Source organism: Mesorhizobium huakuii (genome assembly GCF_014189455.1).
Taxonomy (GTDB): domain Bacteria; phylum Pseudomonadota; class Alphaproteobacteria; order Rhizobiales; family Rhizobiaceae; genus Mesorhizobium; species Mesorhizobium huakuii_A.
Map to the genome: position 1 here is coordinate 4,013,842 of NZ_CP050296.1, position 21,859 is coordinate 4,035,700.

Genomic DNA, 21,859 nt, shown 5'->3' on the forward strand with positions numbered 1-21,859 from the left:
GTGTCTCAGGCCTGCAGTGAAGATTCTTCCTTTGCCGTCTTGCGGGCGACGATCAGCGTTACGCCCGCGGTCTCCAACATCTTGGCTTCGCGATCCTCGATGCCGTCATCGGTGATGACGGTGGCGATGCGCGACAGGCCGCACAGGATCAGGCTGGAGCGCTTGCGGAATTTCGAGGAGTCGACCAGCACCACCAGCTCGTCGGCCTGGTCGATCAATTTCTGCTCGGCCTGGATCAGCAGCGGGTCGCCTTCCATCAGGCCGAGCGGCCCCAGCCCTTGAGCGCCCATGAACATGCGGCGCGCATAAAAATTGCGCGTCACATCATTGTCGAAGGGCGACAGGATGATGTTCTGCTCGCGATAGATGGTGCCGCCCGACAGCATCACCGTGTTCTTGGAGTGCTTGAGCAGATGCTCGGCGATCGGGAATGAATTGGTGAAGATCGGCATGCGGCGGCCGGTCAGGAAATGCACCATCTGGAAGGTGGTGGTGCCGCCATTGATGATGATCGGTTCGCCATCCCCGCACAATTCGACCGCTTCTCGCGCAATCGCCCGCTTCTGCGAAGCGTTGATCGTTTCGTTGACGGAAAACGGCCGGCCGGCCAGGCCGATGAACTGCGGCGGCGCGATCGCCTCGGCGCCACCGCGCACCCGGCGCAGGCGCTTTTGCACATGAAGAGCCGCGATGTCGCGCCGGATCGTCGCCTCGGACGACTCCGTCAGGTCGACCATTTCCTGCACCGTCACCACAGGTTTTTCCTGGACGGCGGACAGAATGATCCTGTGGCGCTCTTTTTCGTGCATGGTTCCTCCCTGCCTGGCCATCTAGGCACTCAAAACGAGCAGTGTCAATCATTTCCGATCATATAATTTCATTGTGCAGTGCAATATGATTGATGTTGATCGTTTGTGATTGACAAGCGGCCGGCTTGCGTAGACATTCCCGGCAAAATGGACTGCGGTTTTTTGCGTCCCAGGGAGGATACCTATGCTCGACAAGCGCTCCGGCTCGCGCCTTGCCAATCTGTGGGATGATGCGAAAGCCCAGGGGATGAGCGATCCCGAGCTTCTGGTCTATCGCTCGAACACGCTCGGTTCCGACAAGCGCGTCACCAACTATGGCGGCGGCAACACCTCCTCCAAAATCTGGCAGAAGGATCCGCTGAGCGGCGAGACCGTCGAAGTGCTGTGGGTCAAGGGCTCCGGCGGCGACAGCGCCTCGATCAAGCTCGACGGCTTCGCCACGCTCTACATGGACAAATTGCGGGCGCTGAAGGGCCTTTATCGCGGCGTCGAGCATGAGGACGAGATGGTGGGATATCTGCCCCACTGCACCTTCAACCTCAATCCGCGCGCGGCGTCGATCGACACGCCGCTGCACGCCTATGTGCCGAAGCCTTTCGTCGACCACATGCATCCCGATGCCATCATCGCGATTGCCGCGGCGAAGGATTCCAGGGCACTGACCAAGGAAATCTTCGGCGATGCCATCGGCTGGCTGCCATGGAAACGCCCCGGCTTCGAACTTGGCCTGTGGCTGGAGAAATTCTGCCTCGAACACCCCACCGCCAAGGGGGTCATCCTCGAAAGCCACGGCCTGTTCACCTGGGGCGACACGCCCAAGGAATGCTATGAGACGACAATCTCGGTGATCAACCAGGCGATCGAGTGGTTCGAGCGCCGCTCCGAGGGCCTTGCCATTTTCAGCGGCGAAGTGGTCAAGTCGCTCGATGCCACTGAACGCCGCGCCATCGCGGCGAAACTGATGCCGAAAATCCGCGGCTTGATCTCGGAAAAGAGCCACAAGCTCGGCCATTTCGACGATTCCGCCGCCGTGCTCGAATTCGTCAACTCTAGGGATCTGCGCCCGCTGGCGGCACTCGGCACCTCATGCCCGGACCATTTCCTGCGCACCAAGATCCGCCCGCTGGTCATCGAGTTCGATCCGGCAAAGCCTGATGTCGAGGCGGTGATCGCGCGCCTCGCCGACGACATCGCCGAATACCGCGTCGGCTACCAGGCCTATTACGACAGCTGCAAACATCCGGACTCGCCCGCCATTCGGGACCCCAACGCCGTGGTCTATCTGATGCCCGGCGTCGGCATGTTCACCTTCGCCGGCGACAAGGCGACGGCGCGCATCTCCGGCGAATTCTACGTCAACGCCATCAACGTCATGCGCGGCGCCTCGACCGTCTCGTCCTATGTCGGCCTGCCGGCCCAGGAAGCCTTCGACATCGAATACTGGCTGCTCGAGGATCTCAAATTGCAGCGCATGCCGAAGCCGAAGTCGCTCGCCGGCCAGATCGCGCTGGTCACCGGTGGCGCCGGCGGCATCGGCCGCGCGACCGCCAATCGCTTGCTGCGCGAAGGCGCCTGCGTGGTGCTGGCCGATATCGATGAGGCTGCACTTGCCAGCGCCAATGAGGAACTGGCCAAGGCCTATGGCAAGGATTTTGTCCGCCCCGTGGTCATCAACGTCACCTCGGAAGACCAGGTTGTTGCCGGCTTTGCCGAGACGGCGGTCGAGTTCGGTGGCATCGACATTCTGGTCTCCAACGCAGGTCTCGCCTCCTCGGCGCCAATCGAGGAGACGACGCTGGCGCTGTGGAACAAGAACATGGACATCCTGTCCACGGGCTATTTCCTGGTCTCGCGGGAAGCGTTCCGGCTGTTCAGGGTTCAAAAAATCGGTGGCAATGTCGTCTTCGTCGCCTCCAAGAACGGTCTTGCCGCATCACCCAACGCCGCCGCCTATTGCACCGCCAAGGCCGCCGAAATCCATCTCGCGCGCTGCCTGGCACTGGAAGGCGCGGAAGCGCAGATCAGGGTCAATGTCGTCAACCCGGACGCGGTGCTGCGCGGCTCGAAGATCTGGACCGGCGAATGGAAGGAACAGCGCGCCGCCGCCTACAAGATGTCCACCGACGACCTCGAAGAGCACTACCGGTCGCGCTCGATGCTGAAACGCTCGGTGTTTCCGGAGGACATCGCCGAAGCGATCTATTTCTTCGCCTCCGACATGTCGGCCAAGTCGACCGGCAACATCATCAACGTCGACGCCGGCAACGCGCAAAGCTTTACGCGCTAGGCCTTCTTCCTTCTCCCCGTTTCACGGGGAGAAGGTGGCCCGAAGGGCCGGATGAGGGGCAGCGCTCATGGAACGCATTTGGGAGGAATAGCAGTTTGTCCGAAACCATCATCTCGGCCGACCTCGTCGCCAGCCACAACACCGCGCGTAAGCCCGACCTCGAGCGCGACTACGCCTCGCTCGGCGAGCGCCTCGACCGTCGCGGCATCGCCATCGACGCCATCCGCGACAAGGTCGAAAAATTCGCCGTTGCCATCCCCTCCTGGGGCGTCGGCACAGGCGGCACCCGCTTTGCCCGCTTTCCCGGCGCCGGCGAACCGCGCGACATCTTTGACAAGATCGAGGATTGCGCCGTCATCAGCCAGTTGACGCAGGCGACGCCGACCGTTTCCTTGCACATTCCATGGGACAAGGCCGATCCGAATCGGCTGAAACAGGCCGCCTCGCGCTTCGGCCTCGGCTTCGATGCCATGAACTCCAACACCTTTTCCGACGCGAAGGACCACACGCTCTCCTACAAATTCGGCTCGCTGTCGCACGCCGATGCCGGCACCCGCCGGCAGGCGGTCGAGCACAATCTCGAATGCATCGAGATCGGCAAGACGCTCGGCTCCAAGGCGCTGACGGTGTGGATCGGCGACGGCTCGAATTTTCCCGGCCAGGTCAATTTCGCCAAGGCGTTCGAGCGCTATCTCGACGCCATGAAAGAGGTTTATGCAGGGCTGCCCGCAGACTGGAAGCTGTTCACCGAACACAAGATGTACGAGCCGGCCTTCTACTCCACCGTCGTGCAGGACTGGGGCACCAACTACCTCATATCAAAGGAATTGGGCGACAAGGCCTTTTGCCTGGTCGACCTCGGCCACCATGCGCCCAACGTCAACATCGAGATGATCGTGTCGCGGCTGATCCAGTTCAAGAAACTCGGCGGCTTCCACTTCAACGATTCGAAATATGGCGACGATGATCTCGACGCCGGTTCGATCGATCCCTACCGGCTGTTCCTGGTCTTCAACGAACTGGTCGATGCCGAACTGTCCGGCGCCGAAGGTTTCGATCCCGCCCACATGCTCGACCAGAGCCACAACGTCACCGACCCGATCGAAAGCCTGATGTTGTCGGCGGTCGAGGTGCAGCGCGCCTATGCACAGGCGCTGCTGGTCGACCGCAGGGCGCTCGAAGGGTTTCAGGACGGCAATGATGCGCTCATGGCGACGCAGACGCTGAAGGCTGCCTACCGCACTGATGTCGAGCCGATTCTCGCCATGGCCCGGCTGAAGACCGGCGGCGCCATCGATCCGGTCGCCGCCTACCGCGCAGCGGGCTACCGCGCCAAGGTTGCGGCCGAACGCCCGGCGGTTGCCGGCGGTTCGGGCGGAATTGTCTAACGCCGAGCCAGCCTCCTCATCCGGCCGCTTCGCGGCCACCTTCTCCCCGTTGGGGAGAAGAGGCTGGCGTCGCCCCGAATTGCCCTTCGCAATCCGGGTGAGGGGGGGGCTCTTTCTCCCGCTCCTCCAATTGTTAGTGGACTCGATCACTCCAACACGGTCTTCTAGGCGTCCCCCGCCCGGAGAACCCGCCATGCATCTCACCCGTCGGACACTGATCGCCGCCAGTCTTTCCATCACCTTCGCGCTCGTGCCTTTGACCAGCGTCTTCGCCGCTTCGCCGGCGCCGGCCAAGGGCGAGCATGGCATGGTGGTGACGGCCCAGCATCTGGCCTCGGAAGTCGGCGTCGAGGTGCTGAAGAAGGGCGGCAATGCCGTCGATGCGGCGGTCGCCGTCGGTTATGCGCTGGCCGTCGTCTACCCCAATGCCGGCAATATCGGCGGCGGCGGCTTCATGACCATCCGTTTCGCCGATGGCAAATCGACTTTTCTCGACTTTCGCGAGCGCGCGCCGCTGGCGGCCACCAAGACGATGTATCTCGACAAGGATGGCAAGCCAGTGAAAGGCGCCAGCTTGGATGGCTATCTCGCCGTCGGCGTGCCGGGCTCGGTCGCCGGTTTGGAAATGGCGCGCGAGAAATATGGTACGCTTTCAAGACAGGATCTGATGGCGCCGGCAATCGCCTACGCCAGGGATGGCTTCGTCCTCAATCAGGGCGATGCCGCCTCATTCGCCGGCAGCGCTGACCGGTTGGCGAAGGACCCGGCGGCGGCTGCCGCCTTCCTGAAATCCGATGGCAAGCCCTATGGGATCGGCGATCGGCTCACCCAGCCTGATCTGGCCGCGTCGCTCACGGCGATTTCCGAGAAAGGCCCCGATGCCTTCTACAAAGGCGCCATCGCGGATGAGATCGTCAAGGCGAGCGGCGCCAAGGGCGGCATCCTGGCCAAACAGGATTTCGAGCAATATGCGGTCCGCGAACTCAAGCCCGTGACCTGCTCCTATCGCGGTTACGAGATCACCTCCTCACCGCCGCCGAGCTCAGGCGGTGTCATCATCTGCGAAATCCTCAACGTGCTTGAAGGCTATCCGCTGTCCTATCTTGGCGCCGGCTCGGCCGAGACGGTGCATGTCATGGTCGAGGCCATGCGCCATGCCTATGTCGACCGCAATTCCGCGCTCGGCGATCCCGATTTCATCGACAATCCGGTCTCGAAGCTGCTCGACAAGGCCTACGCCAAGGACATCCGCGACAAGATCGATCCGTTCCGCGCGGGCGTCTCGCAGGATCTGATGCCGAAGGGTTTTGGCGAGTCGAAAGAGACCACGCACTATTCGATAATCGACAAGGACGGCAACGCGGTCGCGGTCACCTATACGCTGAACGGCTCCTTCGGTGCCGGCGTCGTCGCCGACGGCACCGGCATCCTGCTCAACAACGAAATGGACGATTTCACCCAAAAACCGGGCGTGCCCAACCTGTATGGTCTGGTCCAGGGCGAGGCCAATGCCATCCAGCCGAAGAAGACGCCGCTGTCATCGATGAGCCCGACCATCGTCGCCAAGGACGGCAAGCCGTTCATGGTCATCGGGAGCCCGGGCGGCTCGCGAATCATCACCATCACGCTGGAAGCGATCGTCAACGTCATCGACCACGGCATGAACATCCAGGAAGCGATCGACGCGCCGCGCATCCATCATCAATGGCTGCCCGATACGGTCTATGTCGAGCCGTTCGGCCTGTCGCCGGACACCGAAAGACTGCTGGCCGGCATGGGTTACCACCTTGATCTCGGCGGGCAGACCTGGGGGCAGGCGGCCGGCATCTTGGTCGGCGGCAAGAGCCTGGCGGAAATCGAGAAGGGCGGCGGCGCGCGCTACAATGGCGCCATCGACAGCCGGGCAGCCTCGGGCGAGGCGCTCGGATATTGATTTACCCGGGTGAATTCTTGGCGCGCGCCGGCTCACGGCCGGGCCGGGGCCGTCAGGTAACCAGCGTGATGGTCGATGCGATCAGCATCAGGGCGGCGATGCCGACGAACAGCGCGTAGATACGCGGCCGGTCGAGCAGAAGCGCGTTTCCGGAGATCCAGGCCGACGTGGCGCCGCCGAGCGCGAAGAGGAACCCGTTGCGATGGCCGAAGGTCATTGACGCGGCCATCAGTCCGCCAATGATCAGGGCGCCGAACACGATGATCACGGCAACCGCATACTTCTCGAAATCGTTGCCGCCACCCATGGCTGGCCCGATCGCATTCAGATTCGGCAGGTCGTCCGGATCGAAGGGGTTCGCCGACCCGTATTCGTCTTGACCGATCGATTCTCGCATCACTCATTCTCCGCTGACCGGCAACAAACCATCAACACTTGCCGAGTGCAACCCGATCGCACGCCCCTCTCCGTGTTGGCCGTCATCTTCAGCACGTTCCGGCGGCGCTTGTCACCGCTTTTTCGGGGCACCTGGCTCGAATGCAACACGCGCCCGCGCTCGGATGGCACGCCGTGATCTCCTTTCGATATAAGCCCCGTTCGCGGGGAAAAGATGATGCCGCCGATCAATTCGGCGTCGTCATGCGCCACGCGGCTGCGGCGGGGAGTCGCAGCATCCAGGCATGCGACAGCCAGATTGTTGATGCCCGGCTGCATCTTCAATGTTGACTATGAAAATCATGTTTTATAGTCAACCGACATGGGCCGCTCGAGGCCGTCGTCCGCTGACAGGCACGCCACATTGGAAACAGACCAGAAAGCCCGGCCCGGAGGGACAGCCAAACCCGCGCGCGGCTGCATGACCCGGCGCGGCGCTTTGGCGCTGTTCGCGTTGCCCTTGGCCGCTTTCATGCCACGGGCGGCCGCGGCGAAGCCATTGCGCATCGTTTGCGTGGATGACGGGCTAGCGGAGACCTTGCTGATGCTCGGCGTTACACCAATAGCCGTCGCCGACCATGAAGTCTGGGAGAAGTGGGTGGTCGAGCCGCCACTGCCGCCTGAAGTTGCAGATATCGGCACGATCCTGGAGCCCAATCTCGAATTCCTGCAGCAGCTTCGCCCCGACATCATCCTTTCCACTCCCTATCTCGACGGCATCAAGCCGCTGCTCGAACGCGTCGCGCCGGTGACGACGATCGGCATCTACACGCCGGACGGCCAGCCCTATCGACGCGCCATCGAGGCGACCCGGCAACTCGCGGCACTGGTCGGCAAGGAAAGCGAAGGAGAAGCGCTGATCGCGGCGACGGAAGCCTGTTTCGCTGATGTCAGGCAGAGGCTGGAGCTGCTTTCGGCGCGGCCGATCTACGCCGTCAGCTTTCTCGATCCGCGCAATGTGCGCGTCTATGGCGAGAAAAGCCTGTTTCAGGCGGTGTTCGATCGCATCGGCATCCGCAACGCCTGGACTGGCGAGACAAATTACTGGGGATTTGCCACCGTCGGCATCGACGGCCTGGCGACGTCAAGTGACGCGCGCCTTGCCTATCTCGAGCCCCTGCCGGAAGGGGTGGGCGGCACGCTGACCGAAAGCCCGGTCTGGAACGCCATGCCTTTCGTGCGCAACCGCTCGATCATGCGCCTTGCCCCAGCGCTGATGTTCGGCGCGCTGCCTTCGGCGAGCCGCTTTGCCCGGCTGCTGGCCGCGGCGCTGACGGCGGAGCACGCCGATGGCTGAGCAGCAAGCAATCTTGTCCGGCGACGCCAGCCTCGTCTCCGGTCGTGGTCGACGGCTCGACTATCAGACAGATATCCCGTAGGCGCGATCCTGCTTTGCGTCGTGCTTCTTAGCGCTGCAGCCGCAGCGACCCTCTCCAACCTCGTCGTGCAATTGCCACCAGCGCTCTGGCTCGATGCGCTCGCAAGCCCCGATATCGACGACATGCGGCAGGTGCTCGTCCACTATGCCTTCCTGCCCAGGCTCGCCGTCAGCCTTCTCTGCGGCGCGTCCCTCGGTCTTGCTGGAACGGTGCTGCAACAGGTCCTGCGCAACCCGCTCGCCTCGCCCGAAACCGTCGGCGTCTCGGCCGGCGCCCATCTGGCGCTGGCGCTGGCGACGCTTCTTGCGCCGTCCCTGCTTGCCTACGGCCGCCAATGGGTGGCGCTTGCCGGCGCCTTCACGGCTGTTGCCGCGGTCTTCGCGCTGTCCTGGCACAAGGGCCTGTCGCCGCTTTCGGTGGTGCTCGCCGGGCTGGTCGTCAGCCTCTATGCTGGCGCCATTGGAGCGGCCCTGGTGGTGCTGCGGCATGAATGGTTGGCCAGCCTGTTCATCTGGGGCGCCGGTTCGCTCGGCCAGCAGGACTGGTCGACGACGCTGTGGCTCCTGCCGCGCCTGGGCGGTGCCGCGCTGCTGATCGGGCTGATGGTGCGGCCGTTGACCTTGCTTGGCCTCGACGATGAAGGCGCGCGCAGCCTGGGCGTCCCGCTTGGCGCCTATCGTTTCGCCGGACTGGCGGCGGCGGTCGCGCTGATCGCCTTCGTCGTCGCCGCCGTCGGTGTCATCGGTTTCGTCGGCCTTGCCGCCGCGGCCCTTGCCCGCATCGGCGGCGCCCGGCGGCTTAGCCAGCAGCTGGTGATGGCCCCGTTCATCGGCGGCGCTTTGCTGTGGGCCGCCGATCAGGGTGTGCAGATCGCAACCGGCCCGCAAGGCGACCTGCTGCCGACCGGCGCGATGACAGCGCTTCTCGGTGCGCCGCTGCTGCTCTGGCTGCTGCCGCGCCTGGCGCTCGGGCTGGAGACGCCGGCGCTCGGTTCGGAGCGCCTGCCGCGCGCTCGCCACTCCGCCCTCGTGCTGGTGGCGATCGGCGGCTTGCTGCTTCTGCTGCTCGGGCTGGCCCTGCTTTATGCGCCGGGGCCGCATGGCTGGGCATTCGCGTTTGGCGACCAGTTGCAACCCTTGTTGTCCTGGCGGCTGCCCCCGGTCTCCGCTGCGCTGTCGGCCGGCGCCATGCTGGCGTTGGCCGGGCTGATGATGCAGCGGCTGACCGGCAATCCGATGGCCAGCCCCGAAGTGCTCGGCATCAGCGCCGGTGCCGCGCTCGGCATGATGGTGGCGTTGTTTTCGCTGTCCGATGCCGGCCGTGCCGTCCAGACCGTGGCCGCCACCATCGGCGCCTTCATCGCTTTGCTGGTGACGCTGGCGATCGGCCGTCGCGCCGCCTATGCGCCGGAGCGGCTGCTGCTTGCCGGCGTCGCCCTGACCGCCCTGTTCGACGCGCTGATCCTGGTGCTCACCGCCACCGGTGACCCTCGCGCCATGCTTCTGCTCAACTGGCTCACCGGCTCGACCTATGGCGTCGACGCGAACTCGGCGCTTTTGACCTTGACGATCGCCTTTTGCCTGTTCCTGGCAGCGCCGCTCTTCATGCGTTGGCTGGACATGCTTCCGCTCGGATCGGCCGCAGTGCAAAGTCTTGGCGTCAACCTCAGGGCAACGCGGCTTCTGGTGCTTCTGATGGTTGCAGCCCTCACCGCCGCGTCGACGCTGGTCGTCGGGCCGCTGACCTTCATCGGCCTGATGGCGCCGCACCTTGCCCGCCGTCTCGGCCTGTCGCGCGCGCTGCCGCAAACCATGGGCGCGGTGCTTGCCGGCGCGCTGATCATGGTCTGCGCCGACTGGATCGGCCGCACCGCCATCTTTCCGCGCCAGATCCCGGCCGGCCTCGTCGCCACGCTGCTCGGTGGCCCGCTGCTGATGTGGCTCTTGCGCCGCCGCTGATTTGTCCCCGGAGATCGCCATGACCGTCTCGCCAAAGGCGTCACCCGCCCTGATCGCCGACACCACTGTCCACGATCTTGTCCCCAGAGCAGGCGGCGACCCCTGGCGGATCTTCATCCATGTGCCGCTCGGGCCGGCGCCCGAGGCCGGCTGGCCGGTGCTCTACATGACCGACGGAAACGCCGTCATCGGTACGGCGGTCGATGCCATGCGCGCACAGGCCTTCTATCCCCTGGGCACCAATGTCGGCTGGGGCGTCATCGTCGCCGTCGGCTATCCCGTCGCGGGCGCCTATGACCCGCTGCGCCGCTCCTGGGACCTCGGCCCGCCGCCGGGCAAGACCTATCCGCCCTTCTATGAGGGCACGCCGGAAGTCAGGACCGGCGGGGCAGGGGATTTTCTGGCCTTCATCGAGGAGGAGTTGAAGCCATGGGTCGCCAGCCGGACCAGGATCGATGAGAAGCGCCAGGCGCTTTACGGCCATTCCTTCGGTGGCCTGTTCGCGCTCTACGCCTTGTTCACCCGCCCGCGCGCGTTCCGGACCTTCATCGCCGCCAGCCCCGCCATCTATTGGGAAGACCGCGCCATCGATCGCTTCCTCGAGGCTTTCGAGGCGGCTGTTCCCGCAGACCTGACGGCGGATGTGATCCTGTCGGCCGGCGAGTACGAGACCGAGAAGCTGGCACCATTTCAGATCGGCGCGGAGGATGAGGAAAAACGCCTGCAGCAGAAGAAGCTGACATGCACCGACGAATTCGCGCGGGCGATGGCCGAGCGCCTCGACGCCCTGCCTGGGATCCGCGCGAGCTTCGAGCTGCATGCCGGCGAAAACCACATGTCGATCCTGCCGGTGACGGTCAACCGCGCCATGCAGGCGGCGTTCGCGGTGAAGGAAAGGAATACCGCCCTTGAACACCTGCCTCGGTAAGACGGTAGGCACCGCGCGCCGTCATTCCTGTGAAGGGGAGGCGCTCAATCGACGATAGGGGACGCCATCGAAGCTTGCCGTCACAAAATCCGTGACGGACATCTTGCGCTTGCGTCCGTCGCTGCAGGCGTAAACCGGCCAACCGGCATCGCTGCATTCGCTGGCAGCGCAGATACGCGCCAGGCAGTTACCGATAGTCAATCGGAAGCCGCCCTTGCCGACGAAGCCTTGCAACAAGCTGCCGTCCGCCGAGCGCCATGTCCGCGCACGGAATTCCGCCCGCAAAAGCGATGGTTCGAGAGAGACCGCAAGATTGGTTTCGCCGGGACGCCCTGTGAGCTGCAGACGGAAGCGCGCCATTGCAGTCGCGTATGCGGTCACAAGATCTGGTTCGCGAAAATAGGCGATCGGCAGGTTGGAGCGGTCAAGCAGATGAGACATGCGCTCGCTTGCCTCTACCGGCGTCAGCAAGACAACAAAGGTAAGAAAGGCGAAGCAAGCTCGCGACATTTTCCAGCAGCCATATCGATCTCGGCCTGCCGGTTTGGCCCCGGTTGCCCGTCCAGTAACATCCCGCCAATCGTCGCCCTGCGCAAGCGGCTTGCTGAGGCAGTCCATAAGGTGGCCGAGTTGCGGACGGCGTTCGCGGTGAAAGGCCGCTAGGCGCCCGGCGCCTTGATCCTCGAAATCATGTCTTCCTGTTTTGCGGCCATGTCCGCGTCCATCGCGCCGAAGCGAAGGGTGCAGCGGAACATCCCTTCCGGAGCGACGCGAATGAGGCGGCCTCTTTCCTCCGCCGCGCGATAGCCATCGGGTTCGGCAGTTGCCGGCAGCACAAGGCCGAGCGCGTCCTGGTCGCGGCCGCGCGTGATCCAGCGCACCGCATAATTGAGTTCATCAGGGCGAAAGCTGACGAAATCCGCTGTCTGGTCAGGGTGGATCTGCAATGCGTGCGCCCAGCCTTCGGCATCCGCCCTTGCCTTCATTGTCAACACGAGTTCGGGGTCGATCGGCTCACCCTTGGTCAGCAGACGATGCCGCGAGGGATCGGCGACTATGGCATCGCGGTAGGCAAGGTAGCTTTCGCTCGGCGTGAAAAAAGGGGGAAGCACCTGGCGCACGACAATGTCGGCGCGGTCATCGACCACGCTGTCGACCAGACGACCGTCATCCGCCGGTCTGAAGTTGATGTGCGCCAGATACATCAAATTCATAGGCGAGCGCTTCAGGTTGGTGATAGCGATGTCTACGGCAACGCCGCTGGCGTCGCGCTGCAGCCGCACGGTCGGTTGCGTCACATAGTCGTGGCTGAAGGCGACAGTCTGGCGACAGCGCCCAGTCAGGGCCATGAATGGCCCTTCGGCATTGTCCCCGATGATCAGCTGGACATCCCCATAGGGTGCATTGGGCAGGTCGCCATGCAACGGATGGCGGTCGTCCGGACCCGGATTCCCCATCGCAGTGGCGCCACAGTGAATGAAGAACGCGCCGTAGTTGGAGAGATAGTCCCGGGTCGCAACCGGCTCGTCGAACATCGAGCGCATGGTCAGCGAGCGGTTGAGGAACGTTGCGTCCCAAATCTGCTGGCCCTGGAACGGCAGGATGACGATTTCGCCCTTCGCATTGCTGATGCGAAGGCCGGCAACGCCGGATCGATAGCGGAAGGCGGTGGCGACAAGCCCGCAATATCGCGCCACGGTGGTGTCCAGCGGACCAAACTGTTCGGGCACGAGGTCGACGAAGACATGATCGGAATTTTCGTAATGCATTGTTTCGACCTTCATCTGCCGCAAGCGCGCATGCCGATAGTCGCAGGAAGCGCCTGGAAATCAACGGCAGTGCGCCTCGTATGCTCCGCCAAGCCGGCTGACGTTCTCGACAGGGCGGACCGGCAGTTTGAAGATCGCGCCGGGTGTTGGTCCGAGCTTGACGAATTTCACCGGACAATGGTCCTAAATGTCGGTCGGTACCCGTCAAAGTCGGTAGACTTCTCCCGGTTCGCCAGCTAGGCAGATCGATATCAAAAGAGGGCAGACTCGGGGACCATCCAAAGTGAAAATCAGATACGTCGCTGGCATAAGCTGGCCACGCAGTGGGCATCACCTGATGCATCGGCTCGCCCTGAGCTATTTCGGCAACGATTTCAATTATTGCCTGTTTTATCCCACTGATAATCCTGATTGTTGCCGCACCTTCCGTGCGTCCGGCGGGGGTCAAATTCTCGAAGAACCATGATTTCGATCTATCCGGGCGGATCCTGCCGGATGTTCCTTATCTGGTCCAGCATCGCTCGTTCATGCCTGGAACCGTATCGGACTTTGAACTGTATCTCCTCGATGGCGGCGCGGACACCAAGGAAAGCTTTAAAGAATTCGCACTCATCCGAACCGATGGATGGGCTGCCTTCATGGCAAAGTGGGTGGACAGCCGGATTAAGTTCGACCGCCTGCTGGTGGGCTACGAAGATTTTGTGTCCGACCCGCAAGGGACCATGAAGAGGGTGATCCCGTTCTTTGCGCCAGGAGAGAAACCTGATGAAGAACGCCTGGCGCGCATTGTGAAGAACGAAACCCACGTCGCCGTCACCAAGCAAGGCGGCGAGGAGTGGACGGCCAATGCCGGTGTCAAGGCGTTCCGGAAAGTCGAGGCCTTTCGGTTCTATGACGCTGGATTGTTCCGGGAACTGGAACTCATTGCGCAGGAGAAGCGCCGCGTGATTGCCAAAGAAGCCTCGCCACGCCCCTCGAGTGGCCGCTTCAGGCTACCGCTGATGAAAGCCATCTTCGGACGCTAGGTGGCGCCCGCAAAACCGGGGCGGCTCCTCGACGCCTCCGCGACAGCTTCAAAACCAAATGCGGGCGCAGACCGACAGGTCACCCGCGGTTCTATGCAGCGCGGGCCGACGGCAGTTCGAACAAATTGGCGCCGTTTTCCTGGCCGCGCTCGACATAGCCGATAATGCCGAACCATCTGGCGACGTCAGGCCCCTGCAGCCAGCTGCGCGAATGGATGGGCAGATTGCCGGCGAGCGCCTGGATGTGCCTGATATGCCGCTTGCAAAAGCGCACGGTGGAGGCGCGGAAGAAATCCTCCTGCGCGGCAAACAGCGTATCGGCGGCGTCGCTGTTCTCGTGCCAGGCGATGATCGCCACGGCCTTCTCGCCCTCGACCAGCGCGTGCGCCCGGCCTTCCTTCAAATTCATCATCAGATTGTCGTAGGCGATCTTGCTGTCCTTGCCGGCCGCCGCGTATTCGTCCGACATCCGCTTGGACAGGCCATGGAAGACATCCTCGAGATCCCCGAGCGTCGCTGCACGTGCTCTCATTTCACCTCCTGCAGCCCCACGGGAAGTTTGCCCTAGGGATGAGGGGGCGCCAAGCAAATTGAATCCGGATGCCGGCCTATCCGAGCAAAGCGATTTCGGCCGGGTTGCGCGGACGTGCCGATCATCCCGGGAAACGTCCTAAAATGAACGGCAGGGCGTCTCGTTGCCGCTGCATGCATGCGTTCGGGAATCTTGGTCAGGCAGATCGGCTGCAATCACCGCAATTCGTCAAGAAACGCCAATCGATCCCTCCTTGCCCGTTGGCAAAACAGAGATCGCTCTATTAGGATATTACGAATTGCTGAATTGCCTTATACTTGCACCGCGGCATGGAGGCTGGGGGTCTCTGGCATGATCGATTCAGACGTATTCGACTTTGTCGAACGCTGCAGGAGGCATACCGCAACCGGGCCGTTGCTGGGCGATTTGCTTGAGACTGTCAGGAATCTTGGCTTCGAGCACCTTATCCTGAGCGGCGTTCCCCTTGGCGGCCAAAAGCTGGCGCCGATGGTTGAATTGAACGGCTGGCCGGCGGGTTGGTTCGAGCGCTATGTCGCCGCCGAGCATGCCGCTGTCGACGGCGTTTGCATTTACTCTGCCAAGACGCTGAAGCCTTTTTTCTGGGCCGATGTTCCAGCGAAATGGTCTGATACGGAAGGCTCCAGACGCGTTGCGGGCGAAGCGACGGAATTCGGCATCTTGAGTGGTTTTGCGGTGCCGATGCTCAGCGTCCACCATTGGCAGTCCGTCCTGTCCTTCGCCTCCTCGCACAAGAGCTGCAGCTTGTCGCCACGCCAGCAGGTGCAACTGGTCACAATGGCGGTCTATGCCGGCATGTCGATCCAGGCCCTGTCGAACAACGATGACGGCGACGAAGGCCCGCTGAGCGATAGGGAGAAGGAAGTGCTGTTGTGGGCCGCGGCGGGCAAAACGTCATCGGAAACGTCCCAGATCCTCGGCCTGGCCGAGCGCACGGTCAAATGGCATTCGACAAGGGCGCGCGAGGCGTTTGGCGTCGCGACCACCATGCAGGCTGTCGTTGAAGCCGTGCGCAGGCGACTGATCCACCCTTAATGCATGTCGCCCAAAAGTGACCTCGATTTTGGGAGAACGACATGCATAAAAACAAAGACCTAAAGCGCGTCGCATGAATCCGTTTCAACGCGACGCGCTTTAGCCACGTCAACTGTCCGATCGGACAGGTGACGTACTTTAGAACGGCTGCAACTATTCCTCCGAGATCGATCGGGGGATCGCGCAATGATAAAAGTCCATGTCGTCAATGCGCTGAACAAGCATCTCTACGAAAACGAATTCGACGAGTTTCTGCGCCGCCGGCACGACTTTTTCGTGCATCAAAAACACTGGCGCCCTCCAAGTCCAGACGGTCGCGAGCTGGACCAGTTCGATACGGATACGGCGACGTATCTGCTCGGTATCGAGGACGGTCGCGTGGTGACCTCGGCTCGACTAATCCCAACGAGCGAGCCGCACATGGTCTCGGAGGTTTTTTCTCACATGTGCGAAAAATCGGGCGTGCCCAGACGTCCTGACTGGGCTGAATGGACGCGCACATTCGTCGTTCCCGACAAACGTTCGACCGGGCTGCGGGGCACACTGACGCAGCTGTGCTGCGCGGTGATGGAATACGCGCTCGACGAGGGCCTTGCCGCGGTGGGGGGCGTCCAGGAAACCTATTTCATGCCGCATCACGGCGCGCTCAAGTGGCAGGCCGAACCCATGGGCATGGCCAGGGAGCAAAACGGCGAGTGGTACATCGTCGCATACATTCATGTGAATGAGGCCGCCCTGGCGAGCGTTCGTAAAATACTCGGCGTGGATCACTCACTGCTGGTGCGGCGCGGCATCCAAACGCCCTTCAACAACAAGACCCTGCATTCCGTGTCTGCGTAGAAGACAATCGATCCCAAGGAGGAAAGCGTGAAAAACGCCGTCGTGGTCATCTCTGTAGCTATGTTGCTTGGATTTGCATCTGGTGCCCAAGCGAAGAAAGTCACCGTCTCCGGATGCGCGGAAGCTGGTGTTGAAAAGAGCTGCGTCGTGCTGAAGAGCGGAAAAAAGCTCTACAACATCACGCACGCCACCCCAGCGCCGACGGTGGGAACGTACGGCACGGTGACTGGAACGGTGAGCCGCGACGTGGATCCCTGCCAGCAGGGGACCATTCTCAAGCCGGCGAAATGGAAGCCTGATCCGAAAAAGGTCTGCGCCAACAACAAGTAGGAAAATTTCGAGGATCTCGAGATCGCACCGGTAGTCGGCAGCGACTCATCCATACGGCGGATCACTATCGGGACCTCGGCGAGGACAAATGCAATGGCCGACAAACTTGTTCGCGTTTATCGCCCAGACGGAAGCCTGCAATGCGGACTCGGTCGAGCCAGAACGCTGAGAGAAGACCAGGAGGTCCTTTCAGGACTGGGCGGGCACGCCATAAGCGCCGAAAAGCGGACCATCCCGGTCTTTATCCCTCAAATCTGCGGAGCGCCAACGGGACGCGCAAATACCTATGTGATCAAATCCGCCGAATGGGAACTAATCCTGAAAAGCTTCGTCGGACCGGCTGGCTTCGCTGAATGGCCCTACGACACGGCTACAAGCAAAATCTATAAGTATGATGGCACGTTGCAATGCGGACCTGGCCAACAAATACCTTTGGCAGAGATGGCCCAAGAGTTGCTCGATGCCGGCATACCAGTTATCTCAAGTCAGCAATCGTCTGACGGCCTGTTGCATATTGCCTTGTGCGGCGCCTTGACCGGTCAGATCAATGTCTACGAGATTGCTACGGCGGACTTGCTCAAGGCATTGCAGCTTGGTTTTGCTCCCTTGGCAAGTATTCCGGCCAGCAACCCCAAAACTGTAGCCGTCCGCGACGGACTACCGGTGCCTTGGCCATTTCCTTGGTAGCAGTGCACCTTGCAGATTTTTCAGCCGAGCCAACATCCTGGCTGGGGTAGTGGTGCCCAGAGGCGGATTCGAACCACCGACACGCGGATTTTCAGTCCGCTGCTCTACCAACTGAGCTATCTGGGCCTGTTCCGGCAAACGAAACCTCGCGCACCGGATTTCATCAAGGCGCCGTGGGGCGCCCCTTGAAAGCGCGTGGGTTATAGCACGGGAATTTAGCCTGTCCAGCGCTTAGGTGGCGATTTCCGGCAGGAAAAGAGAGGCTGTGGAAAGGGTGGCTTCATCAGGCGCATTCATCTCCGCAATGGCGCGCGGGTTGCCCCTTTCGGCCGTTGGGCATCGCGTGCACGTGCCGCCATGGCGCGCGGCAACTGCCGGGATCCGTCCTTAGCCGACGATCATGATGCCGCAGTGCCAACGGCAAGCGGCGACGGGCTGCCGCACTACCTGGCGCCGGCCACGCTTCTGCGAAAATCAGACGGCGTCATGCCGGCCAGCTTGCGGAACGATTTGTTGAAGGCGCTGAGCGAGCCGAAACCGGAGTCCATGGCGACACGCAGCACATTGGCGTCCTGGTGCATCAAAAGCGCCTGCGCGTAGCTCAGCCGCAACAGGTTGACATACTCGTTGAGCGTCATGCCGGTCGATTTCTTGAACAGGCTCATGGCATATTTGGGATGGATGTCGGCGGCGGCCGCGATGTTCATGCAATCGATGTCGTAGAGGAAATTCTCGGCGATGAAATCGCACATGCGCCCGACATTGCGCGACGATTGCTGGTCGAAGGCACTGCCGGCTTCCTGTCCGGCCGCCGTTTCGGGCACCAGCCGGTAAGGCTCGAACCGCACCCGCTCCAGCCGCAGCAGAAGCTCGTTGACGGCGTGCTCGGCCTTGGCCGGGTCGCCCGAGCGGGCGTAGCGGTTCCAGCGGGCGAAATTGTCGTTGTCGGATTGATCGGTGGCGGCGGTCACCAGCGTGGCACCCGTCATCAGTCGGTGGCGCACATCCGCCGGCAGATGCAGCCGGAAGAAATGCACCAAGGGCAGATGCGCACCGGCATAGATGGCGTCGTCGCTGAGATCGTCCATCTGGTGCGGCAGGCCGCCCCAGAAGAAGCACATCTCGCCGGCCGAAAGCGAAATCTCGTGCTCGTTCATGCGGTAGTGCACGCTGCCGCGCACGATGAAATTCACCTCGACCTGGGCATGCCAGTGCGGCTTCAGCATCACCAGCGGAGCGGTGTGAAACATCTGCAGGAGCAGCGGCAGGCCTTCCACGCTGCTGGCGCCTGGTTGGTAAAACGGCCGTTCCGGCATCTTACTTTCCGCCAATTCCGTATTCCCTTTGTCGGCGACAAGCCTTCCGCACTGCATAGTCTAGCCCGGCTCGCAGAGAGAGCAAATGAAATGGGAGGATTTCAATGCGCATCACACTGACCTGCGCCGCGCTCGCGCTTGCCCTGGGCTCAGCCCCGGCCTTTGCGCAGTCCGGCGAAATCACCATCTGGAGCTGGAATGTCGCCGCTTCTTCGCTGAAGGCGACAGTTGCCGGCTTCAACAAGCTGCATCCCGACATCAAGGTCACGGTCCAGGATCTCGGCAACCAGCCGACCTACGACAAGTCGATCGCCGGATGTGCCGCCGGCGGCGTCGGCCTGCCCGACATCGTCACCATCGAGAATGGCGAGGCCGAGAATTACTGGAGCCAGTTCCCCGACTGCTTCGTCGACCTGCACACGCTGGGCTACACGGCGGAAGACCAGAAGAAATTCCCCGATTTCAAACGCACCGAGCTCGAGGTCGGCGACAAGGCCTATGCCATGCCGTGGGATTCAGGCCCGGTCGCCGCCTTCTATCGCCGCGACTTCTACGAGAAGGCCGGCGTCGATCCGGCATCGATCAAGACCTGGGACGATTTCATCGCTGCCGGCAAGAAGATCCAGGCCGCCAATCCGGGCGTCTCGATGACCAACGCCGATTTCAACGGCGACAGCGAATTCTTCCGCATGATCTCCAACGAGCAGGGCTGCGCCTATTTCTCCGAGGACGGCCAGTCGATCACGGTCAACCAGCCCAAATGCGTCGACGCCATGACCAAGGTCAAGGAGATGAAGGACGCCGGCATCGTCTCGTCGGCCGACTGGGGCACCAAGATCACCAACAACACGGCCGGCGCCGTCGCCACCCAAATCTATGGCGGCTGGTATGAAGGCACGATCCGCACCGAATCGGCCGGTGAAAACGGCAAATGGGGCGTCTATCTGATGCCGAGCCTGACCGCCGACGGCCCGCGTGCCGCCAATCTCGGCGGCTCGTCGCTGGCCATCACCTCGGCCTCGAAAAACAAGGAAGCGGCCTACGAGTATCTGAAATACACGCTCGGAACCAATGAAGGCCAGATCACCATGCTGAAGGAGTTCGGCCTCGTCCCCTCGCTGGTCTCGGCGCTTGACGATCCCTACGTCAGCCAAGGCCTGCCCTATTGGGGTGGCCAGGCGGTGTGGAAGGATATTCTGGGCACCTTGCCCAAGGTCGTCCCCAGCCGCGGCACGCAGTTCCAGAGCGATGCCGAAATCATCGTTCGCGCGGTGCAGACCAAATATCTGGGCGGCGGCTATCCCGACGCCAAGGCAGCACTCGACGACGCCGCAAAACAGATCGCCGCGGCGACCGGATTGCCGGTCAAATCATAACCTCCCAGGGCCGAGGGTCCGGGACGGCTCTTGCTGCCCGGACCCTGCGCCTGCGAGCTTGTCTGAAACACCGGATATGAGGGAGGAGGAAGATGCGCAACCGCAACGCCACGGCCTATCGTTTCCTGGCGCCCTATCTGCTGATCTTCTCCGTCTTCTGGGTGTGGCCGATCATCTCTTCGTTCATGATCTCGTTCCAGGCGACACGCACCGTGCCCTGGCGCTTTGCGCCGGGCTTCAACTGGGGCCGGCTGATCGGCGATCCGGCCTTTTTCAACGCGCTGAAGAACACGCTGCTCATCCTCGTCATCCAGGTGCCGGTGATGATCGCGCTGGCCATGGTGATGGCCGTGCTTTTGAATTCGCCGCTGTTGAAGGCGAGGGGGCTCTACCGCTTCGCCTTCTTCGCTCCGGTCGTTGTCGGCGAGGTCGCCTATTCGGCGGTGTTCCGGCTGATGTTCAGCCTCGATTTCGGCATCGTCAACAAGCTCCTGAACAGTGTCGGGCTGCCCAAGATCGACTGGTTCTCCAATGTCACGCCGGCCATGGCGCTGATCATGATCGCGGTCACCTGGCGCTGGGCCGGCTACAACGCCATCATCCTTCTGGCCGGCATGCAATCCATCCCCGAGGATGTCTACGAGGCGGCGACGCTCGACCGCGTCAGCAAGCTCAAACAGTTCTTCCACATCACCTTGCCGCTCTTGAAGCCGGTCATCGTGTTCTGCCTGGTGCTGTCGATCATCGGCACCATGCAGCTGTTCACCGAGCCCTTCCTGATCACCGAGCGCGGCGGGCCGGGCGGCGGCACCGAGACGCTCGGCCTGCTGCTCTACCGCCAGGGGTTCCGGTCGCTCAATTTCGGCTATGCCTCGGCCGTCGCCTACACCATGGCGGCGCTGGCGATCGCCATCACGCTGGTGCAACTGTGGCTGACGAGGGAAAAGCAATGAGTTCGCTCTCTTCCGCCCGCCTGCGGCGCAGCATTGCGCTGCATCTTTTCCTCACCCCGCTGGCGCTGGTCTGGCTGTTCCCGCTGTGGATGATGGTGGTGTTCTCGACCATGCCCGACAACGGCATCTTCAGCCCGGGCATCGAGCTTTTGCCGCACGGCAATTTCATCGACAATTTCAACAATCTGCAGCGCGACACCAACTTCGTCGGCGCCATCGGCATCTCCGTTTCCGTGGCGGTGACCTACACCTTCCTGTCGGTGCTGTTGACGTCGATGGCCGGCTGGGCGCTGGCGCGCTACCAGTTCTTCGGCAAGGGGGTGGTCGTCGGCATCATCTTCGGCACCATCACGCTGCCCTATGCGGTGGTGCTGATCCCGCAATTCATCATGGTGGCGCGCGACTTCCAGCTCGCCAACACCTGGGTGGCGCTGATCGTGCCGCCGCTGTTCAATTCGCTCGGCGTGCTGTTCATGCGCCAGAGCTTTTCGATGATGCCGGACGATTTGTTCGATGCAGCCCGCGTCGAAGGCGTGAAGGAATGGCGCATCTTCCTCTTCGTCGCGCTGCCGCTGGCGCGGCCGATGCTGGCCGCGCTCGCCATCATCCTGTTCCTTGCCTCCTGGAACAATTATCTCTGGCCGCTTTTGATCAACAGCCAGCCGGGCTCGATGACGGCGCCGGTGGCCCTCGGCACGCTGATCGGCCTCACCAAAGTGTCGTGGGGCGGCATCATGGCCGGCGCCGTGATGCTGACCGTGCCGATGCTCATCGTCTTCGTGCTCCTGCAGCGCCATTTCATCGCCGGCATCGCCGCCGGCGCAGTCAAGTAAGAGGCAG

The 21,859-nt window shown here is 62.3% G+C and carries 20 protein-coding genes and 1 tRNA gene; 14 read left to right on the plus strand and 7 right to left on the minus strand.

Annotated features, from left to right (window positions below):
• Positions 1-5: 5 nt before the first annotated feature.
• On the minus strand, positions 6-809 hold the full coding sequence (locus tag HB778_RS19740) for a DeoR/GlpR family DNA-binding transcription regulator (protein ID WP_095198282.1): 804 nt from the start codon (positions 807-809) through the stop codon (positions 6-8).
• 184 nt (positions 810-993) lie between these two features.
• Between HB778_RS19740 and HB778_RS19745 the strand changes: the two genes are divergently transcribed.
• The 3 genes from HB778_RS19745 (at position 994) to ggt (ending at position 6,417) form a co-directional block, all read left to right on the plus strand.
• Positions 994-3,096: a bifunctional rhamnulose-1-phosphate aldolase/short-chain dehydrogenase gene (locus HB778_RS19745; RefSeq protein WP_183456236.1), complete on the plus strand. Its 2,103-nt coding sequence runs from the start codon at positions 994-996 to the stop codon at positions 3,094-3,096.
• A gap of 95 nt (positions 3,097-3,191) precedes the next feature.
• On the plus strand, positions 3,192-4,484 hold the full coding sequence (gene rhaI / locus HB778_RS19750; RefSeq protein ID WP_183456238.1) for an L-rhamnose catabolism isomerase: 1,293 nt from the start codon (positions 3,192-3,194) through the stop codon (positions 4,482-4,484).
• A gap of 193 nt (positions 4,485-4,677) precedes the next feature.
• Positions 4,678-6,417: a gamma-glutamyltransferase gene (ggt, locus tag HB778_RS19755; protein ID WP_183456240.1), complete on the plus strand. Its 1,740-nt coding sequence runs from the start codon at positions 4,678-4,680 to the stop codon at positions 6,415-6,417.
• 52 nt (positions 6,418-6,469) lie between these two features.
• Here ggt and HB778_RS19760 read toward each other — a convergent pair whose 3' ends face one another.
• The gene (locus HB778_RS19760; protein ID WP_244661518.1) at positions 6,470-6,814 is read right to left on the minus strand and encodes a hypothetical protein; all 345 of its coding nucleotides are present in this window, start codon (positions 6,812-6,814) and stop codon (positions 6,470-6,472) included.
• Between the two features lie 459 nt (positions 6,815-7,273).
• Here HB778_RS19760 and HB778_RS19765 point away from each other — a divergent pair, with 459 nt between their 5' ends.
• The 3 genes from HB778_RS19765 to HB778_RS19775 all read left to right on the plus strand — a co-directional run bounded on the left by HB778_RS19765 (position 7,274) and on the right by HB778_RS19775 (position 11,117).
• On the plus strand, positions 7,274-8,149 hold the full coding sequence (locus HB778_RS19765; protein WP_183456242.1) for an ABC transporter substrate-binding protein: 876 nt from the start codon (positions 7,274-7,276) through the stop codon (positions 8,147-8,149).
• 102 nt (positions 8,150-8,251) lie between these two features.
• Positions 8,252-10,189, plus strand: coding sequence for a Fe(3+)-hydroxamate ABC transporter permease FhuB (gene fhuB / locus HB778_RS19770; RefSeq protein ID WP_244661519.1), 1,938 nt, complete (start codon positions 8,252-8,254; stop codon positions 10,187-10,189).
• 19 nt (positions 10,190-10,208) lie between these two features.
• Positions 10,209-11,117: an alpha/beta hydrolase gene (locus HB778_RS19775; RefSeq protein ID WP_183456244.1), complete on the plus strand. Its 909-nt coding sequence runs from the start codon at positions 10,209-10,211 to the stop codon at positions 11,115-11,117.
• 21 nt (positions 11,118-11,138) lie between these two features.
• On the opposite strand, the gene HB778_RS19780 is transcribed toward HB778_RS19775, so the two are convergent.
• Together HB778_RS19780 and HB778_RS19785 are read right to left on the minus strand one after the other, a co-directional pair.
• The gene (locus HB778_RS19780) at positions 11,139-11,558 is read right to left on the minus strand and encodes a hypothetical protein (RefSeq protein ID WP_183456246.1); all 420 of its coding nucleotides are present in this window, start codon (positions 11,556-11,558) and stop codon (positions 11,139-11,141) included.
• A gap of 218 nt (positions 11,559-11,776) precedes the next feature.
• Positions 11,777-12,886: a DUF4432 family protein gene (locus HB778_RS19785; RefSeq protein ID WP_183456248.1), complete on the minus strand. Its 1,110-nt coding sequence runs from the start codon at positions 12,884-12,886 to the stop codon at positions 11,777-11,779.
• A gap of 428 nt (positions 12,887-13,314) precedes the next feature.
• Here HB778_RS19785 and HB778_RS19790 point away from each other — a divergent pair, with 428 nt between their 5' ends.
• Entirely contained in the window at positions 13,315-13,911 is a 597-nt protein-coding gene (locus HB778_RS19790) for a hypothetical protein (RefSeq protein ID WP_183456250.1), read from the plus strand.
• Between the two features lie 91 nt (positions 13,912-14,002).
• Here HB778_RS19790 and HB778_RS19795 read toward each other — a convergent pair whose 3' ends face one another.
• Positions 14,003-14,443 (minus strand): hypothetical protein, encoded by a 441-nt coding sequence (locus HB778_RS19795; RefSeq protein ID WP_183456252.1) that lies wholly within the window; start codon positions 14,441-14,443, stop codon positions 14,003-14,005.
• Between the two features lie 351 nt (positions 14,444-14,794).
• Here HB778_RS19795 and HB778_RS19800 point away from each other — a divergent pair, with 351 nt between their 5' ends.
• The 4 genes from HB778_RS19800 (at position 14,795) to HB778_RS19815 (ending at position 17,374) form a co-directional block, all read left to right on the plus strand.
• Entirely contained in the window at positions 14,795-15,517 is a 723-nt protein-coding gene (locus HB778_RS19800) for a LuxR family transcriptional regulator (protein ID WP_183456254.1), read from the plus strand.
• 186 nt (positions 15,518-15,703) lie between these two features.
• Positions 15,704-16,357 (plus strand): acyl-homoserine-lactone synthase, encoded by a 654-nt coding sequence (locus tag HB778_RS19805; RefSeq protein WP_183456256.1) that lies wholly within the window; start codon positions 15,704-15,706, stop codon positions 16,355-16,357.
• Between the two features lie 27 nt (positions 16,358-16,384).
• Complete coding sequence (locus HB778_RS19810; RefSeq protein ID WP_183456258.1) at positions 16,385-16,687, plus strand: hypothetical protein; 303 nt, start codon at positions 16,385-16,387, stop codon at positions 16,685-16,687.
• A 93-nt stretch (positions 16,688-16,780) separates the two neighbouring features.
• Entirely contained in the window at positions 16,781-17,374 is a 594-nt protein-coding gene (locus tag HB778_RS19815; RefSeq protein WP_183456260.1) for a hypothetical protein, read from the plus strand.
• A 50-nt stretch (positions 17,375-17,424) separates the two neighbouring features.
• Here HB778_RS19815 and HB778_RS19820 read toward each other — a convergent pair.
• Both HB778_RS19820 and HB778_RS19825 read right to left on the minus strand, forming a co-directional pair.
• Positions 17,425-17,500 (minus strand) — tRNA-Phe (locus HB778_RS19820).
• A gap of 317 nt (positions 17,501-17,817) precedes the next feature.
• Positions 17,818-18,690 carry a helix-turn-helix domain-containing protein gene (locus tag HB778_RS19825; protein ID WP_183456262.1) on the minus strand — a complete coding sequence of 291 codons (873 nt, stop codon included), beginning with the start codon at positions 18,688-18,690 and terminating at the stop codon, positions 17,818-17,820.
• A 104-nt stretch (positions 18,691-18,794) separates the two neighbouring features.
• Here HB778_RS19825 and HB778_RS19830 point away from each other — a divergent pair, with 104 nt between their 5' ends.
• From HB778_RS19830 to HB778_RS19840, 3 genes are all read left to right on the plus strand, one after another.
• A complete protein-coding gene (locus tag HB778_RS19830; RefSeq protein ID WP_183456264.1) occupies positions 18,795-20,066 on the plus strand; it encodes an ABC transporter substrate-binding protein in 1,272 nt (423 codons plus the stop codon).
• A gap of 92 nt (positions 20,067-20,158) precedes the next feature.
• A complete protein-coding gene (locus HB778_RS19835) occupies positions 20,159-21,019 on the plus strand; it encodes a carbohydrate ABC transporter permease (RefSeq protein ID WP_183456267.1) in 861 nt (286 codons plus the stop codon).
• Positions 21,016-21,852, plus strand: coding sequence for a carbohydrate ABC transporter permease (locus HB778_RS19840; RefSeq protein WP_183456268.1), 837 nt, complete (start codon positions 21,016-21,018; stop codon positions 21,850-21,852). The genes HB778_RS19835 and HB778_RS19840 overlap by 4 nt, the downstream gene beginning before the upstream one ends.
• Positions 21,853-21,859: the final 7 nt, after the last annotated feature.

What these genes read in the sequence shown, in the direction of transcription:
- HB778_RS19785 (WP_183456248.1), bottom strand. Translation starts at nt 12,886, where the DNA reads ATGCATTACGAAAATTCCGATCATGTCTTCGTCGACCTCGTGCCCGAA.
- HB778_RS19760 (WP_244661518.1), bottom strand. Translation starts at nt 6,814, where the DNA reads ATGCGAGAATCGATCGGTCAAGACGAATACGGGTCGGCGAACCCCTTC.
- HB778_RS19805 (WP_183456256.1), top strand. Translation starts at nt 15,704, where the DNA reads ATGATAAAAGTCCATGTCGTCAATGCGCTGAACAAGCATCTCTACGAA.
- HB778_RS19795 (WP_183456252.1), bottom strand. Translation starts at nt 14,443, where the DNA reads ATGAGAGCACGTGCAGCGACGCTCGGGGATCTCGAGGATGTCTTCCAT.
- HB778_RS19780 (WP_183456246.1), bottom strand. Translation starts at nt 11,558, where the DNA reads ATGTCTCATCTGCTTGACCGCTCCAACCTGCCGATCGCCTATTTTCGC.
- HB778_RS19800 (WP_183456254.1), top strand. Translation starts at nt 14,795, where the DNA reads ATGATCGATTCAGACGTATTCGACTTTGTCGAACGCTGCAGGAGGCAT.
- ggt (WP_183456240.1), top strand. Translation starts at nt 4,678, where the DNA reads ATGCATCTCACCCGTCGGACACTGATCGCCGCCAGTCTTTCCATCACC.
- HB778_RS19765 (WP_183456242.1), top strand. Translation starts at nt 7,274, where the DNA reads ATGACCCGGCGCGGCGCTTTGGCGCTGTTCGCGTTGCCCTTGGCCGCT.
- HB778_RS19830 (WP_183456264.1), top strand. Translation starts at nt 18,795, where the DNA reads ATGCGCATCACACTGACCTGCGCCGCGCTCGCGCTTGCCCTGGGCTCA.
- HB778_RS19835 (WP_183456267.1), top strand. Translation starts at nt 20,159, where the DNA reads ATGCGCAACCGCAACGCCACGGCCTATCGTTTCCTGGCGCCCTATCTG.
- HB778_RS19815 (WP_183456260.1), top strand. Translation starts at nt 16,781, where the DNA reads ATGGCCGACAAACTTGTTCGCGTTTATCGCCCAGACGGAAGCCTGCAA.
- HB778_RS19775 (WP_183456244.1), top strand. Translation starts at nt 10,209, where the DNA reads ATGACCGTCTCGCCAAAGGCGTCACCCGCCCTGATCGCCGACACCACT.
- HB778_RS19740 (WP_095198282.1), bottom strand. Translation starts at nt 809, where the DNA reads ATGCACGAAAAAGAGCGCCACAGGATCATTCTGTCCGCCGTCCAGGAA.
- HB778_RS19745 (WP_183456236.1), top strand. Translation starts at nt 994, where the DNA reads ATGCTCGACAAGCGCTCCGGCTCGCGCCTTGCCAATCTGTGGGATGAT.
- HB778_RS19840 (WP_183456268.1), top strand. Translation starts at nt 21,016, where the DNA reads ATGAGTTCGCTCTCTTCCGCCCGCCTGCGGCGCAGCATTGCGCTGCAT.
- HB778_RS19825 (WP_183456262.1), bottom strand. Translation starts at nt 18,690, where the DNA reads ATGCCGGAACGGCCGTTTTACCAACCAGGCGCCAGCAGCGTGGAAGGC.